This window comes from Glaciimonas sp. Gout2 (assembly GCF_035018905.1).
GTDB lineage: Bacteria > Pseudomonadota > Gammaproteobacteria > Burkholderiales > Burkholderiaceae_D > Glaciimonas.
In genome coordinates this window covers 22,931-39,563 of the sequence record NZ_JASJXA010000007.1, presented here as the reverse complement: position 1 = coordinate 39,563, position 16,633 = coordinate 22,931, and the positions used below count along the sequence as shown (strand labels likewise).

General features: G+C 48.3%; 13 protein-coding genes. 8 read left to right on the top strand and 5 right to left on the bottom strand.

All coding sequences use genetic code 11. From position 1 onward, the window contains the following. Nucleotides 1-85: 85 nt before the first annotated feature. Nucleotides 86-886, bottom strand: coding sequence for an outer membrane protein assembly factor BamD (locus QN379_RS07075; protein WP_322238001.1), 801 nt, complete (start codon nucleotides 884-886; stop codon nucleotides 86-88). Nucleotides 887-931: 45 nt separating this feature from the next. Here QN379_RS07075 and QN379_RS07070 point away from each other — a divergent pair, with 45 nt between their 5' ends. After that, nucleotides 932-1,975 (top strand): RluA family pseudouridine synthase, encoded by a 1,044-nt coding sequence (locus tag QN379_RS07070; RefSeq protein WP_322238003.1) that lies wholly within the window; start codon nucleotides 932-934, stop codon nucleotides 1,973-1,975. Between the two features lie 116 nt (nucleotides 1,976-2,091). Then, a complete protein-coding gene (gene pgeF / locus QN379_RS07065) occupies nucleotides 2,092-2,871 on the top strand; it encodes a peptidoglycan editing factor PgeF (RefSeq protein WP_323506337.1) in 780 nt (259 codons plus the stop codon). Nucleotides 2,872-3,158: 287 nt separating this feature from the next. On the opposite strand, the gene QN379_RS07060 is transcribed toward pgeF, so the two are convergent. Beyond that, entirely contained in the window at nucleotides 3,159-3,458 is a 300-nt protein-coding gene (locus QN379_RS07060) for a hypothetical protein (protein WP_322238007.1), read from the bottom strand. A gap of 118 nt (nucleotides 3,459-3,576) precedes the next feature. Here QN379_RS07060 and phaC point away from each other — a divergent pair, with 118 nt between their 5' ends. From phaC to QN379_RS07030, 6 genes are all read left to right on the top strand, one after another. Beyond that, the gene (phaC, locus tag QN379_RS07055) at nucleotides 3,577-5,313 is read left to right on the top strand and encodes a class I poly(R)-hydroxyalkanoic acid synthase (RefSeq protein WP_322240618.1); all 1,737 of its coding nucleotides are present in this window, start codon (nucleotides 3,577-3,579) and stop codon (nucleotides 5,311-5,313) included. 166 nt (nucleotides 5,314-5,479) lie between these two features. Continuing rightward, nucleotides 5,480-6,220, top strand: coding sequence for a 3-ketoacyl-ACP reductase (locus QN379_RS07050; protein ID WP_322238009.1), 741 nt, complete (start codon nucleotides 5,480-5,482; stop codon nucleotides 6,218-6,220). A 325-nt stretch (nucleotides 6,221-6,545) separates the two neighbouring features. After that, complete coding sequence (phaR, locus tag QN379_RS07045) at nucleotides 6,546-7,109, top strand: polyhydroxyalkanoate synthesis repressor PhaR (RefSeq protein ID WP_322238011.1); 564 nt, start codon at nucleotides 6,546-6,548, stop codon at nucleotides 7,107-7,109. A gap of 278 nt (nucleotides 7,110-7,387) precedes the next feature. Then, nucleotides 7,388-8,761, top strand: coding sequence for a 30S ribosomal protein S12 methylthiotransferase RimO (gene rimO, locus QN379_RS07040; protein ID WP_322238013.1), 1,374 nt, complete (start codon nucleotides 7,388-7,390; stop codon nucleotides 8,759-8,761). A gap of 41 nt (nucleotides 8,762-8,802) precedes the next feature. Beyond that, entirely contained in the window at nucleotides 8,803-9,300 is a 498-nt protein-coding gene (locus QN379_RS07035; RefSeq protein ID WP_323506336.1) for a hypothetical protein, read from the top strand. Between the two features lie 285 nt (nucleotides 9,301-9,585). After that, nucleotides 9,586-10,752 carry a cystathionine beta-lyase gene (locus tag QN379_RS07030; RefSeq protein ID WP_322238017.1) on the top strand — a complete coding sequence of 389 codons (1,167 nt, stop codon included), beginning with the start codon at nucleotides 9,586-9,588 and terminating at the stop codon, nucleotides 10,750-10,752. 242 nt (nucleotides 10,753-10,994) lie between these two features. Here the strand turns inward: QN379_RS07030 and QN379_RS07025 are convergent, their stop codons facing one another. The 3 genes from QN379_RS07025 to mfd all read right to left on the bottom strand — a co-directional run bounded on the left by QN379_RS07025 (nucleotide 10,995) and on the right by mfd (nucleotide 16,139). Further along, nucleotides 10,995-11,357 carry a DUF4870 family protein gene (locus QN379_RS07025; protein WP_322238019.1) on the bottom strand — a complete coding sequence of 121 codons (363 nt, stop codon included), beginning with the start codon at nucleotides 11,355-11,357 and terminating at the stop codon, nucleotides 10,995-10,997. A 107-nt stretch (nucleotides 11,358-11,464) separates the two neighbouring features. Then, on the bottom strand, nucleotides 11,465-12,304 hold the full coding sequence (gene serB, locus QN379_RS07020) for a phosphoserine phosphatase SerB (RefSeq protein WP_323506335.1): 840 nt from the start codon (nucleotides 12,302-12,304) through the stop codon (nucleotides 11,465-11,467). Nucleotides 12,305-12,575: 271 nt separating this feature from the next. Beyond that, nucleotides 12,576-16,139: a transcription-repair coupling factor gene (gene mfd, locus QN379_RS07015; protein WP_323506334.1), complete on the bottom strand. Its 3,564-nt coding sequence runs from the start codon at nucleotides 16,137-16,139 to the stop codon at nucleotides 12,576-12,578. Between the last annotated feature and the right edge of the window lie 494 nt (nucleotides 16,140-16,633).

The window sequence follows — 16,633 nt, the reverse complement described above, 5'->3', positions numbered from 1 at the left end:
GGATAGAGACGATTACACAACAAAAAACCTCGCATTGCGAGGTTTTTTGATTTGATCGTCAATTATGGCTCCATGAGCGATTCGCTTACCAGATTTTCCACCAAGGTTTCTTCTCGGCGACTGGGCCACCCTTGTAATAAACGCTATCAGGGTAGTTTTTTTGCAGAACGCGCGCAGCATCGTCACGCAATTCTTTCATTCCCAGCGCATCGTAGGACCGTACCATAATGTAAAGGGCTTCCTGAACGGCGGGGGCATCGCGATATTCTTGTACTGCACTTTGGGCACGGTTCGCTGCTGCGACATAAGCACCGCGGCGTAAGTAATAGTTTGCTACGTGGACATCGTATTGGGCCATCGCATTAACCAGGTACTTCATGCGCGTTAGCGAATCCGGCGCATAAGTACTATCTGGAAAGCGCTCGACGACTTGCTTAAAAGCATCAAAAGCGTCGCGGGCTGCTTTAGGATCGCGTTCGGTGGCATCTTCTTTTGACAAGAAATCAAAGATACTGACCTTGTCATTAAAGTTAACCAGGCCACGTAAATAGTACATATAGTCTACGTTTGGATGATTTGGATGCAATTTAATGAAGCGGTCAATGGCCGCAAGCGCCTCTGGCTGTTCACCCTGCCGGTAGTGCGCATAAGCGATATCCATCTGTGCTTGTTGGGCGTAGGTGCCGAATGGGTAGCGCGATTCCAGCTTTTCAAAGTATGAAATTGCTTTATCGTAACCACCACTACTCATTTCATCCTTTGCCTCCGAGTATAATCTGGGAGCAGACCAGTTTGCGGTTTCATCGACCTTGTCGGGCAGTAGGCCACATGCCGATAATGAGAGAGCGAATGCGACAGCAGCTAGTGTGGAGAGTTTTTTTTGCATGGTGGTTCGCAAGAATGCGTGTAAACAATTGATAGATTATAGCCGATGGGACTTGCAGTGACGTCATTTACAAAGCCAAATTTGGCTGAAAACCCTACGGAAATAGAATTTGAAGCCGATATCGATGATAGCGAAGAAATTGAGGTAGCGGTAAATACCGCTGCGCCAATCGTCTTGATATTGACGCCTCAGGTGTGTGGAACCCGACTTGATAAGGTTATTTCAAGTCAGATTCCCCAATTTTCCCGTAGCCGGATCCAACAATGGATGGAAGCAGGTCATGTTAGTGTCGATGGCAAGGTTGCCACGACCAAAATGATTGCTTTCGGCGACGAGACCGTAATCGTGCAGCCGCAACCGGCACCGGATGAGCATGCTTATACGCCAGAAGAAATGGCGCTTTCGGTGATATACGAAGACGACGATATTATCGTGATCGACAAACCGGCGGGACTAGTGGTGCATCCTGCCGCTGGCAATTGGTCGGGAACGCTATTGAACGGTTTGCTGTATCGCTGGCCAGAATTAGCTGGCGTGCCGCGTGCCGGGATTGTGCATCGGCTGGATAAAGATACCAGTGGATTGATGGTGGTGGCGAAGACGTTAGAGTCGCAGACCGATCTGGTTCGCCAGTTGGCCGCGCGGACGGTAAAACGCCAATACCTGGCGTTGGTATGGGGCACGCCTCAACTTAACGGAACCATTGATGCCGCAATGGCGCGTCATCCTCGGGACCGTATCAAAATGGCGGTGTCTGAAAGCCTCAGCGCCAAAACCGCAGTGACGCATTACGAAAGGCTGCAAAGTGGGCTTTTGGATGGGCGCCCAGTCAGTTTGATGCGCTGCCAGCTTGAAACCGGCCGCACTCATCAAATTCGCGTGCACATGTTGTCGATCGGTTTTGCGTTGGTTGGCGATACGTTATATGGCAAGCAGCATTTAATGCCCGCGTTTCCACGACAGGCTTTGCAGGCAACGCGGCTTGGCTTGAATCATCCCTCGACTGGTGAAGAGTGTGAATGGTTCACGCCGCTGCCGGATGATTTTGCTGATTTAATCAAGCGCTCTAGTATTGCGGCACCTGATTGACACTGTGCAAATAAGTCTTTGAGAAAAGCTTATCGTCATAGTTGAAGGGCGCAATGGCGCAATGGTCATTGCGTCCTTCAACCAAGCCCCGTATTAACACTTTATAGACGCACTTTATGAACGTGATTATTCCCGATTGGATCGGTGCGCCACCGAATGTTGGCGCTTTGGTGACGTCCCGTGACGGCGGCGTAAGTCGTGCCCCTTACGATGACGGAAGTGGTGGCGGTGGGCTTAATTTAGGCTCGCATGTCGGTGATCTGTTGGCCGATGTTGAGGCGAATCGGGCTTTGTTGATGCCATTTTTGCCTTCTTCACCTCTTTGGATGACCCAAGTTCATGGCGTTCAAGTGGCTGATGCAAATAGGGCCGTTGCCGGTGTGGAGGCGGATTCTGTCATTGCGACAAAGTCGGGGAGAGTATGCGCCATCCTGACTGCTGATTGTCTGCCTGTATTATTATGTGACGTCGAAGGTCGGGTTGTTGGCGCTGCACATGCAGGGTGGCGCGGCTTGGTCGGTGGCGTCCTTGAACTTACCGTAGCGCATATGCGGGATGCTGGCGCAGGTGAAATCATCGCATGGCTTGGCCCCGCAATTGGGCCGCAAAAATTTGAGGTTGGAGCGGACGTGCTCGCGGCATTTATAGACAGTGCTCAGGCGCGAAAAGTATCGGCAGAAACTTTGCAGCAGATTTCTTCCGCCTTCATACCCATTTTTGAATCTCCAGGAAAATATCTGGCGAATATTTATAGTCTTGCTCGCATTATATTGAGTGAGGTTGATGTGCACGGTGTTTCTGGTGGCAGTGCTTGTACCGTTACTGACCGACAGTTTTATTCTTATCGCCGGGATCAAGTTACTGGTCGCATCGCTTCGCTGATCTGGCTGAAATAGTGTTTTTAGGATTGTCTCGAAACTTTACTAAGCGCATTGCGCTCTAGCTGTAGTTATGGCTCAGGAGAAGCTTTACGGGGACTATTAAGACTGACTCCCTCATCCTTCGTAACGTATCAACGTATGCTGGCGTATGGCGGCGCTCCGATTGAGCGCGGCTCGGACAGTAATTACAGTACTACTTGCGTGGCTTAACCTATTTAAGCAACCTAGACGCAATTCTCTTGTTGATCCTTCGTTTGGTTATATATCCACAACGGTAATAATTGCTTCAATCTTCTTTTTTACTATAGTTTTTGTGTCGGATTTTCTCTGGATTTTGGTGTTGCTAGTTGTGTTGAATCGGCCTTTGGTTCGTCTGATTCAGCGTTTACTTGCAAGGCAGCATCCTTCTCGACAAGCATTCTCTTGCGTTGTTCGGCTCTTTGTCGATTTCGCTTGCGTTGGGGTGTGCCCATCAGGTATAAAACTATTGACAAAGGAATTACGCCGTATAGCAGAAAAGTCATTACTGCGGCGGTAGCAGTTTGTTCTGTAATTGACATCATGAAGACAACGTAAATCCAAGCAATAGCGACGATATACATAGAATGAAATTAGGCTAACGGACAATCCCGCACAATACGCGAAATCAACGGTACCCGCATGACTAATCCAAAATTTCCTCCCTTCGATCCTGCATTTTTGTCGCAAGCGTCACAACAAATGCTGGAACAATTCTCTAAAAATGTGTCGCCGAATATGTCAGAAGGCATTTCGCAAATTGCAGATCCGAACAAATGGCTATCGTGGTTCAGTTCTGCGCCTGGTCATTCGTTGGCACCACCGCTGATTTCCGATACGGCGCTTGGCGACCTAGGGATCAAACTAGCACCAGAATCTCTCGAAAAACTACAAAAATCGTACACGGAGCAACTCACTGCATTGTGGCAGGATGCGGTTGCGGCGCGTACACCGTCCCTCCCGGACAAGCGTTTTAATGGTGCTGCGTGGCAGAGTAATCCGCTGCATGCGTACAACGCTGCGGTCTACTTGCTGAATGCGCATTATTTGACCGCTTTAGTCGACGCTGTCGATGCGCCGTTGAAAACCAAGCGGAAAATTGGATTTGCTGTTCAGCAGATGATTGATGCCATGTCGCCCAGCAATTTTCTGGCAACCAATCCGGTAGCACAGCAATTGTTGGTCGAGACCAAAGGGGAGAGTCTGACCCGCGGAATGGCGCACTTACTCGCCGATATGCAAAAAGGCAAAATATCGCAGACCGATGAGGGGGCTTTTGAAATCGGCAAAGATGTTGCCACCACAGAAGGTTCGGTAGTTTTTGAAAATGCTTTATTTCAGTTAATACAATATAAGCCGTTGACCAAGACTGTGCATGAGCGTCCATTGTTGATCATGCCGCCTTGTATCAACAAGTTTTACATCATGGATTTGCAGCCGCAAAATTCGCTTGTGCGTTATGCGGTTGAACAAGGTCATACTGTTTTTTTGATTTCATGGTGTAACGCCGATGCGTCTACTGCAAAAACCACGTGGGATCAATACGTCGAAGATGGCGGCATTCAGGCCGTACATGTGGCGCAAGAAATTTCTGGTCAGGATCAGGTCAACGCGCTAGGTTTTTGCGTCGGCGGTACGATTTTGTCTTCTGCATTGGCAGTCATGTATGCGCGGGGTGAAAAGCCAGTATCAAGTCTGACTTTGCTAACGTCATTGCTTGACTTCACTGATACGGGCATTCTTGATGTCTATATCGATGAAGGACAAATTGCTAAGCGCGAGCAGGAAATTGGCGCTGGCGGTTTAATGCCGGGGCGCGATTTTGCATCAGCATTTTCGAGCTTGCGTCCAAATGACTTAGTCTGGAATTATGTCGAATCGAATTATTTGAAAGGTGAAGAGCCAACGGCTTTTGATCTATTGTATTGGAATGCGGATAGCACGAATTTGCCGGGTCCAATGTTCTGCTATTACCTTCGTAATATGTATTTGAATAACTCGCTAAAAGAGCCGGGTAAGCTTACGGTGGCGGGTGAGAAGCTCGATTTGGGAAAGATTGCTGCACCAACCTTTATTTATGCCTCCCGTGAAGATCATATTGTTCCCTGGACTTCTGCGTATGCATCAACCACACTCCTTAATCCTAAGCACGGTAGCCGTAACCGATTTGTATTAGGTGCTTCCGGGCATATCGCCGGAGTGATTAATCCGCCGTCTAAGAATAAGCGTAGTTATTGGACCAATTCAACAGCGGGTATAGCCGCAGAAAAGTGGCTGGACGGCGCAACCGAACATCCCGGCAGCTGGTGGTCTGAATGGTCAGCGTTCCTGGCTGAGAACGGTGGTAAAAAAGTGGCGGCACCGCGCAAACCAGGTAATACCACTTACAAATTAATTGAGCCAGCTCCGGGACGTTATGTCAAAGTAAGGGCTGAATAAATTACTAAATTCATAATAATTCAAACTTATCGCGGACAGAAATATACTACAATTCATAAACCAGATTCAACCACTAGAATTCCACAGCATAGTAATCCCCCCAAGGGAGTTTTAGCGATGCGTTGCCTGCATCGGTTTTTGTTAATTGAATGAAAGAGGAGACAAAATGTCCAAGCGAATTGCTTATGTAACAGGTGGAATGGGTGGCATTGGGACCCCAATTTGTACTCGTCTCTGTAAAGATGGTTACACCGTGGTCGCAGGCTGTGGTCCTAATTCAACGCGAAAGGACACTTGGCTTGCAGCAATGCGCGCTCAAGGTTTTGATATTCACGCGTCTGAAGGGAACGTGTCAGACTGGGAATCAACCAAAGTCGCTTTTGACAAAGTCAAAGCTGAAATTGGTGAAGTTGATATTCTGGTCAACAACGCTGGCATTACGCGGGATGGTCAATTCCGTAAAATGTCAAAGGCAGACTGGGATTCAGTCATTGATACTAATTTGAATTCACTATTTAACGTGACTAAACAAGTTATTGACGGCATGGCAGATCGTGGTTTTGGACGGATCATTAACATTTCATCCGTAAATGGACAGAAGGGTCAGTTCGGGCAGACCAACTACTCGACTGCAAAGGCTGGAATTCACGGTTTTACCATGGCTTTGGCGCAAGAGGTGGCCACTAAAGGTGTTACTGTGAATACGGTCTCTCCTGGTTATGTTGGTACCGATATGGTGCGCTCGATACGCCCCGAAGTTCTTGAGAAGATTATTTCAGGAATTCCAGTCAAACGTTTGGGTGAGCCAGAAGAAATTGCTTCGATTATTGCCTGGATTGCGTCTGACGAGGGCGGTTACGCCACCGGATCGGATTTCTCGCTGAATGGCGGTTTGCACATGGGCTAAGTGACGCTTTTTGCTCAATCGAGAGGTCGGGCGAAAGGTTTGACGCCGTCAATGTTTTATCGTTTTTTTGTTGAGTATCACTAGCGCGGGCCCTGTGATCCGTGTCTTTTGTACCGTTAGACTCCTTTTCACACTAGCGTGAGAAGGAGTCTAACGTCATCGGTTGCCTTGCATTATTTCTTTTTATCCCACAACTCAGCGCAATTGGCGCAATATGATACTGTAAGTTGACCGCGTTTCAAGCGGTGTACTGTATTGTGTAAGAGGGAGCTGACTTACATGCTTGATTTGAAATGCGTTTATGCGCGATAAACTGGAAATTCCCATGACCACACCAAAAAAAATTTCTGTGCGCCTGATCAAAAAATACCCGAACCGCCGCCTTTACGATACGCAGACTAGTTCTTACATTACATTGACTGACGTCAAACAGTTAGTGCTTGAAACCGAAGAGTTTGCAGTGATTGATGCCAAGAGTGATGAGGATTTGACGCGAAGTATATTGCTACAAATTATTCTGGAAGAGGAGTCCAACGGAACGCCGATGTTTTCGAGCGCAGCGTTGTCTCAAATAATTCGCTATTATGGTCACGCCATGCAAGGCATGATGGGGTCATACTTGGAAAAAAATATCCAGGCATTCATCGATATTCAAAATAAGCTGACTGAAAATTCTAAAGGTTTTTACGAAGGTAAGCCATTTAGCCCTGAAATGTGGGCACAGTTCATGAATGTACAGGGCCCAATGATGCAAGGCATGATGAGCAACTACATTGAGCAAAGCAAAACATTATTTGTTCAGATGCAGGAAAAAATGCAAAATCAAAGCAAAAATATGTTTGGCACATTCCCCTTTGTCCCACCGCCGTCCGATAAAGACGAAAAATGATGGTTGGTGTCTAAAACAGCATACATTTACAGGCGTCCGTAACATGTTGCGAGTAATGCGGCTCTACCCGCCTAACAAGTTAATATAATAAAAGGTGGGGCCGCTGAAGTGTGGTCGCTGAAGTGGCGCTCTCAGGAGGTAATACCACCTCGAACGAAGAGATGAGACAGATTTTTCCATCCACAAAAAGGGAAATCTCATCTAAAACAGGTTCTAAGGTGTCCATGTCAGCGGAAGGGGTACAATAGCGCCTTCGCTTCGTCCCCATTTTCTCCATCATGTCAAATGTTACTCCTGTAGCCGTTCCGGTTGCCCCTAAAGTTGGATTCGTCTCCCTTGGTTGTCCTAAGGCGTTGGTCGATTCCGAGCAAATCCTAACGCAATTACGTGCGGAAGGTTATGAAACTGCCAAGTCTTACGATGGTGCCGATCTGGTGATCGTGAACACCTGCGGATTCATCGACGCTGCCGTGCAAGAGTCTCTCGATGCCATCGGTGAAGCCCTTAGCGAAAACGGCAAGGTGATTGTCACTGGTTGTCTAGGCGTCAAAAAAGATGCCGCCGGTGACGATATCATCAAAAAAATTCATCCAAAAGTGCTGGAAGTGACTGGTCCACACGCGCTGACTGAAGTCATGTTTGCGGTGCATAAGCATCTCCCAAAGCCGCATGCGCCTTTTTTTGATTTGGTCCCACCGCAAGGGGTCAAGCTGACACCCAAACATTTTGCGTACCTGAAAATTTCTGAAGGCTGCAATCATCGCTGCACCTTTTGCATTATTCCATCGATGCGTGGCGACCTCGTATCGCGCCCAGTCGCCGACATCATGCTGGAAGCTGAAAACCTTTTTAAGGCCGGGGTCAAAGAACTACTCGTTATTTCTCAGGACACCAGCGCTTATGGCGTCGATGTTAAATTCCGCATGGGATTCTGGAATGGCAAGCCGGTCAAGACCCACATGACCCAGTTGGTAACCGCGCTGGGTGAGTTGGCTGCGCAATATGGTGCGTGGGTTCGCCTGCATTATGTTTATCCGTACCCGCATGTTGATCACATCATTCCTTTGATGGCTGAAGGAAAAATCTTGCCGTATCTGGACGTGCCTCTGCAACATGCACATCCCGATGTATTGAAGCGGATGAAGCGCCCTGCCAATGGCGAGAAGAATATTGAGCGTATTCAGGCGTGGCGTGCAATGTGCCCGGACATTACTATTCGCTCGACTTTTATCGCTGGATTTCCAGGTGAGACCGAAGCGGAGTTTGAATATCTGTTGGATTTCTTGAAAGAAGTTGAAATCGATCGCTTGGGTTGTTTTGCTTATTCTCCTGTAGACGGTGCGACCGCGAATGAGATTGCCAATCCTGTTCCAGAAGAGCTGCGTGAAGAACGTCGTGGCCGTGTCATGTTATTACAAGAAGAAATTTCTAAAAAGCGACTGAAAGCCAAAGTCGGCAAAACCATGCGGGTGTTGATCGACTCAATCGATGGTAGTGGTGGTGTTGGGCGCTCGAGCGCAGATGCGCCCGAAATTGATGGCGTGGTGTATGTCAAGCCGCCGTACGAGCCGCATAAAAAATTAGTCGTCGGCGAGTTTGTTGATGTCACGATTACCGCTGCAGATTCGCACGATCTGTGGGCGTCTGCATGACGTTGAGGTATCACGTTAGTTGGACGGCCGGGAGGGCCAAGTTGTGTACATCCTTACTTCCGGTCTTACTTACCGCGTTATTGACAGTCTCTCACTTAGCAGTTGCCGCACCGATTGCAGCAGAGACGCCGCAATTTTCGGCCATGTCTGGCGTTCCGGTTTCAGTTCCAGTCGATCAACCGGCAAAAAAGCAAGTTACACCAGACCTTTTCACGCAACCGCTGTCGTTCCGCGGTACGTTGGGGGATGCGACGATTGAAATGCATCTTCAGCTAAAGCCTGACCCGACCGAAGGGCTGCAAGGCACCTATTCGGCTCCCGGTCAATCTGCCCAAATATTGTTGGCCGGTGAGTATGACGGTGGCGATGTCATCATGGAAGAGTCTATTAATGGCAAGGACGTGTCTGGCGACTGGTCAGGCAAATTTGATGGCAAGACATTCAGCGGCACCTGGTCAACCATTGATGATGCGATTACCAAGCCTTTTGTGTTGGTAGTTGAGTCCAGCAAAGAACGCAAAAAATCGTCCAAAAAATAATTGTAATCAACATTATTTCGAAGCGAAGTCACATTCATCATGCGAATTGCATCATTCATTTTATCTTCACCTGGAAAAGTTGCTATGCTCGTAGCTCAAACGCGTGTGGTTGAACCTGGTTTAAAGATTAGCGCCTGATTCAAGCCACACCTGTCAAGCTTCACCTGTTTAGTAAAGCAAGTCGTAATCAATGCATTCTCTTTGGCTGTAATTAATCCAATATGTAAGTATGCAATCTGGTCAGTAATTGCGCCAATAATCAATTCAACAATCGGGTAATCCCATATGTCCAAAAAGTCACTGCAAACTTCTATCATTCACAACGATTACGTTGCTCCGCAAGGATTTGGCGCATTTCCAACGCCGATATATCACGCATCGACTGTTTTGTTTGAAAATGTCGCCGCGATGCGCGCGCGGGACTGGCTCGATAAGAGTGCTTATAACTATGGTTTGCACGGTACACCGACCACCTTTACGCTAGAAGCGCGCCTAGCCGATATCGAGGGCGGTACGCATTGTCGCCTCGCGCCTAGTGGCTTGGCTGCGATTACGATGGTTGACTTCGCATTTCTAAAAAGCGGTGATGACGTTCTGGTGCCTGATAATGTGTACGGCTCCAATCGCGTGCTGAGCAATTGGCTATCAACTAATTTCGGGATCACCTCACGCTATTATGATCCGATGATTGGTGCTGGAATTGCTGATCTGATTCAACCGAATACGACGCTGATCTGGACCGAAGCACCGGGTTCCGTATCGATGGAAGTGCCTGATATTCCAGCAATCTGCGCCGCCGCACATGCTCGCGGCGTTTTGGTCGCGCTTGATAATACCTGGTCGGCTGGTCTGGCGTTTCGGGCATTTGATCACGGCATTGATATCGTCATGCATGCACTGACCAAATATCAGTCCGGTGGCTCGGATGTATTGATGGGCGCGGTGATTACGCGTGATCCGGCAGTCGCAAAGAAGATTGAGATCGCTTTTAATAATCTTGGATTAGGCGTCGGCATGGATGATGTTTATCTGGTGCTACGTAGTTTACCGACAATGAAGTTGCGTTTTGAGGCGCATGATGCAGCTGCGCGCACGGTAGCCGCCTGGTTCAAAAATCGGCCGGAAATTACGCGGATGTTGCATCCGGCTTTTGCCGATTGTCCTGGTCACGAAACCTGGAAGCGTGATTTTACCGGTGCTGCCGGTTTATTCTCCGTACTATTTGATAGGCGGTATACCGAAGAACAAACCGATCGTTTTGTTGATAGCCTGAAGTTGTTCAAGATTGGTTTTAGTTGGGGTGGAGCGAATAGTCTGGCAGTCCCGTATCGGATTCAAGGCATGCGTAAAGACTGGGCAGAAGAGGGAATTTTGGTGCGCTTTAATATTGGACTGGAAGATCCGCAGGATCTGATTGCAGATATAGAGCAGGCGCTAAATCAACTGAAATGATTAAAAATTGCCCCACATGGCGGCAAATCATGGGCTGGTTGTCATGAAAATCTCACCGCAACCAGCAAAGACGAGAAAGTGACTTTTAGGTAAAACGGGCTAAATCGTCCGTTTAAATTGTCCACCGCCTCTTTCTCATGCTGCCGTCGAATACTTGAATAAAACCGTCGTTATTCTGAATAGTCTTTTGGTTAAAGTTTTTTATATTAGCGCCCATGCTGACATGGGCGCTAAAGCGGGTCTTAAATCGGCATAGTCTTGTTGTCATTCAAGTCGAGTAGGCCCTTGATCAAACGATACGCTTTCCATAGCCAGGCGACACCCCACACGAGAAATGCCAGTGGAATACCGACAATCGTGAAAAATAAGACGCCGCCAACCGCAACCCAGACCAGATACCACCAAAACGAACGAATTTGCCAGTTGTGATGGCTGTAGATGAACGTATCTGCGGCATCTTCTCGCTTCATATAGTTAATAATGAGCGGAATAAACGAAAATAGTCCAAGAGAAAATACCAGACAAGCGCCGTGGAATAGATAGAGCCACCACGCGAGATTTTTCAAAGAGTTCAGTTTGTTATCGAATACTAATTCTTGTGTCATCGTAGCGATCCTTGCATTGAATTGTTTCAAAATGATAGTGTGCGTAAGTCGAGCCACTAGACGATGAGACCAGATTCTCCGTTTTTAGTTACGGATCAGCGCGATTATTAGGTCAATAGTGGCAAGATGCCGTCTAAACCAACAAAATTCAAGGCCACACTTGCTTGAGCGCGTACTACGGGTTTGGCGCGGAACGCCACGGACAGGCCAGCGACGCGCATCATTTTTAAGTCATTTGCGCCATCGCCCATGACGATTGCCGCCGCTGGCAGAATCCCCAGCTCGGTACAAATACGTTCTACGGTACGTTGTTTTACATCAGCATTGACGATTTCACCGATAACTTTTCCGGTGAGTTTTCCATCGACGATTTCTAATTCGTTGGCGTGTGTATAGTCGAGGCCAAGACGTTTTTTAATGCGAGCAGTAAAAAAGGTAAATCCGCCTGAAACCAGTAGTGTTTTGATGCCGGCAGCTTTTATCGCTGTTAGCATTTTTTCAGCGCCCATTGACAGCTGAAGGCGCTCGTCATAAACCCGTTCGAGGGCACATGCATCCAATCCTTTTAGCAAGGCCACACGACGAATCAGGCTTTCGTTGAACTCCAGTTCCCCACGCATGGCAGCCTCGGTAATGGCCGCAACTTGTGGTTTTAGACCTTGCATGTCGGCAATTTCATCGATGCATTCTATAGTGATCAGCGTCGAATCCATATCCATAGCAAGTAATTTGAAATCGGATAACTGACGCTCTGGCGTCATGAACGCGTAGTCAAGCTTGGCTATGTGACAAGCACTATCAATTTCAGCCTTCAGCGCATCCGACATCGCGATACCCTCACAGCGCCAAGTCGTTGCTGAAAGGTCTATGAGCCGGCCACTTGCAAGATTGGCGATGTGGGTCGCGGCGGCGCGGTCTTGGCTCAGGCCTTGCAGGATTAAATTCATGTCGTCATTCTTTCGTAATGCTTTGTTAAGTATTTTTTAATACGTGTTTTTTAATACCTGCTAATTGATCCGTTGATCCGTTTATCCATCTACACATCTCAACCGTATTTATAATATTGGTTGAAATCTTGATTCGACTGAATAATGTGGTCGATTTATTACTTTAATTAGCCTGACTTGATATTGATTCAACTTTAGTATTATAAAAGTCTCAAGTGGCCTAAAAACCTCAAGGACTTTGGATACAGTTAAATCAAATTGAAAAAAGTTATTAGCCAATGAGCGCCCGGATCGTTGCCTTCACCTGATTCACGCGTGCAGCCAAATCCGGCATGGGGATAGTAATACGTAATTTGTCCTGACCATTGAGTTTGATGTGGCGATTCTTTTGGATCAATTCGATAATCCGCATGGCATCGATGGGTGGATTCGGGGCGAACTGTAGTAATGCCGCTTCTGAATGGGCATCAATTTTAACGATACCAACCGGCTTGGCCGCCACACGGAGTCTATGCGTTTCGATCAGGGCTTTCGCCGGATCTGGCAATTTGCCAAAACGATCAATCAATTCTTCCTGAAGATCGTCAATCTTATCCTGCACATTGCAATTCGCCAAACGCTTGTATAGCGACAAACGCTCGTGGACATCGCCGCAATAGTCGCTAGGCAACAATGCAGGAACGTGCAGATTTATTTCGGTCATGGTCGAGAGTGGTGCGGCCAAATCTGGCTCTTTGCCATTTTTGAGTGACCGTACAGCCTCGTTGAGCATGTCGGAATAAAGTTGAAAGCCGATTTCGTGCATTTCGCCAGATTGATTGTCGCCTAGCACTTCTCCGGCACCTCGGATTTCCAGATCATGCATTGCTAGATAAAAACCGCTACCGAGTTCTTCCATTTGCTGGATGGCGTCGAGGCGACGTTGGGCAAGCTTGGTCAGTCCTTGTACGTCGTTTACCAACAAATAGGCGTAAGCCTGATGATGCGAACGTCCGACCCGACCGCGTAACTGATGTAGTTGCGCCAGGCCGAATTTGTCAGCGCGATGCATGATGATGGTATTTGCCGTGGGAACGTCAATGCCGGTTTCAATGATGGTGGTGCATAACAAGATGTTAAAGCGCTGTGCAACGAAATCACGCATCACTTTTTCGAGATCGCGCTCGTGCATCTGTCCATGCGCGACTGCAATGCGGGCTTCTGGCAACAGGACTTCCAGCATTGCCTTACGATTCAGGATGGTGTCGACTTCATTGTGTAAAAAGTAGACTTGACCGCCGCGTTTGAGCTCACGCAAGCAGGCCTCACGAATGGTAGATTCATCTTCACTGCGCACAAATGTTTTGATTGCCAGACGCTTTTGCGGTGCGGTTGCGATAATCGAAAAGTCACGTAGTCCTTCGAGTGCCATGCCAAGGGTACGTGGAATCGGAGTTGCTGTCAGCGTCAGGACATCGACTTCGGCTCGTAACGATTTCAGTACTTCTTTTTGACGAACACCAAAGCGATGCTCTTCATCGATAATGACCAATCCCAAACGCGCAAATTTAACGTCGTCCGATAACAGCTTATGCGTACCGATGACGATGTCGATAGTACCGTCGGCCATGCCTTTCATCGCTTGCGTGATTTCTTTTCCTGAACGGAAGCGCGATAGCTCTGCAATCTTAACCGGCCAGTCCGCAAATCGGTCTGCAAAGGTTTGTGCATGCTGCTCCGCCAGCAAAGTGGTCGGCGCCAAAATGGCTACCTGTTTGCCGCCGAGCACGGCGACAAACGTTGCGCGCAAGGCGACTTCTGTTTTGCCGAATCCTACGTCGCCGCAAATCAAGCGATCCATTGGCTTTCCACTGGTCATATCACCGATCACCGCATTAATTGCAGCGGCTTGATCAACCGTCTCTTCAAAACCAAAACTTTCGGCAAAGGTGGCGTAGTCATGGGCCGAGTATTCGAAGGTATGACCTTGACGTAATGCACGACGCGCATACAAATTCAGTAATTCGGCAGCAGTATCGCGCACTTGTTGTGCGGCTTTGCGTTTGGCTTTTTCCCATTGACCGGAGCCGAGCGCGTGCAAAGGCGCATCTTCGGGAGATGCACCGGAATAGCGTGAGATCACGTGGAGCTGCGATACTGGCACGTAAAGCTTGGTGTCTTTGGCGTATTCAAGATGCAGGAACTCTGTTTCACCTTCACCAAGATCCATGCTGACCAGTCCCATGTAACGGCCGATCCCATGGTTAATGTGGACTACCGGATCGCCGATCTTGAGTTCCGACAAATCGCGGACCATCGATTCGACCTGCGTTGCGCCTTCCTGTTTTTTCTTGCCGATACGCCGCCCGGAGCCTGCGTATAGTTCGGTTTCCGTGATAAAGGCGAAATCGTTAAGTTCGAACCCGACGTGTAACGGGGCCACGCCCAGCATCAACTTTGAGGACGAGGTGACAAAATCGGTGTAACTCTCGGAGAGTTGCAGCGGTAGATTGTATTCGGTGAAATATTGCTGAAGCGTCTCGCGTCGGCCATTTGACTCAGCGCAGATCAACACCCGTTTACCTGTTTGCAGAAGATACGCACGCAGATTGGTAAGGGGGTCATCAATACGTCGGTTGACGGCGATATTCGGTAAAGATGCAGATAAACTCGGTGAAGAGGATGCTGCTTGGGATAATTCCGTAACCGCTGATTCGGTGTTGCTATCGTTGGCTAATCCGTCATCCTGTTGAATAATCCACCGTCCATGCGGTTTTACCAATTTGAAGAAATCTTCGTCACTGAGAAAAATCGTTTCCGGCGCAAGTAAAGGTCGCTCTCGATCAGATTTTAAAAACTTGTAACGCGATTGCGTATCGGTCCAGAAGCGCATGATCGCGTCATTAATATCGCCGACCAAAGCGAAGGTTGTGTTCTCTGGCAGATATTCAAATAATGTCGCAGTCCCATCAAAAAATAGCGGCAAATAATATTCGATACCGGCGGAAGCGATACCGTTGCCGATGTCTTTATAAATGGCTGAACGGGATGGATCACCCTCAAATACTTCACGCCACCGACTGCGAAAGGCAGTACGCGCAGTTTCATCCATTGGAAACTCACGTCCTGGGAGTAAACGTATTTCTTTGACCGGATATAAGGAACGTTGCGTATCGGCATCAAAAGTACGAATAGTCTCAATGGTGTCGCCGAACAAATCGATGCGGTAGGGGAGAACTGAACCCATCGGAAAAATGTCGATCAATCCGCCGCGGACAGAATATTCGCCGGGTGAGATCACTTGCGTGACGTGACTGTAACCTGCCAATGTCAATTGCGATTTCAGGCGCGCTTCATCCAGTATCTCGCCCTGCTTAAAAAAGAAAGTGTAAGCAGCCAGAAACGAGGGCGGTGCCATGCGCACTAAAGCGGTGGTCGCCGGGACGATCAATACGTCGCAATGCCCATTTTGAATTTCATACAACGTGGCGAGGCGCTCCGACACCAGATCCTGATGCGGTGAGAAGGCATCGTAGGGAAGCGTCTCCCAATCCGGCAGCAGATGGCAACGCAAACTGCTGCGATTTTGAAACTTAGGCGCAGTGTCGCTGTTTTCACTCTTAGTGCCGCTTTTAGCGTCGGTTTCCTTCTGATGCTGCTCGGCAAACCATGGAATCTCGGAAAGGAGTCGTTGCGCGTCGGTGGCGTTGGCGACAATCACTGTCAACATTTGTTGCCGGGATTTCAGCGTTATCGCAGCGTGGGCCAACGCGTAAGCATCCGCTGAGCCATGGACGGCTGGCAGCATGAAACGAGCGCCCGGTTTGGGCAGCGATTTATCTAGATCAAAGTACATCTGGCTTTTGGTTTTGATGTGGGAACCTATTTAAGAACAAAATACGCGGTCATGGTCGGAGCGCATGTGCTGCCCATCCTCCAACCCAGCTGAAGAGTGTCGTGTCGTTCTTGACATGACTTTGACCATACCAGCCCAGCGAGAGTGAAGGATAATAATAATCGGCTTCAGCGACGCGGCGACTGGAGAAGGCCAAAAAAGCCACAATTAACCTGTATTGACAGTTAAAATTCAGTGCAACATTATAAACTACGGCGCCATTGTCTATTCGTCAGCCTTATTATGTGGGATGCCAGCGCGGTCGTCTCAGGGTTAGGCGGTATTTATGCGCTGTGTTCGGAAACTTTCTAATCGACAATAACTTCATAAATCTGCGTGGATTGACCACGACTGCGGTTAGCTTGTAGAGAAGCACACGATCTTTTAAAAGATGTCGCGCTGGAAGTGATGTGTCGATGAGAGACCTGCGCAACCCTTGACCAAATGTTCTTTTT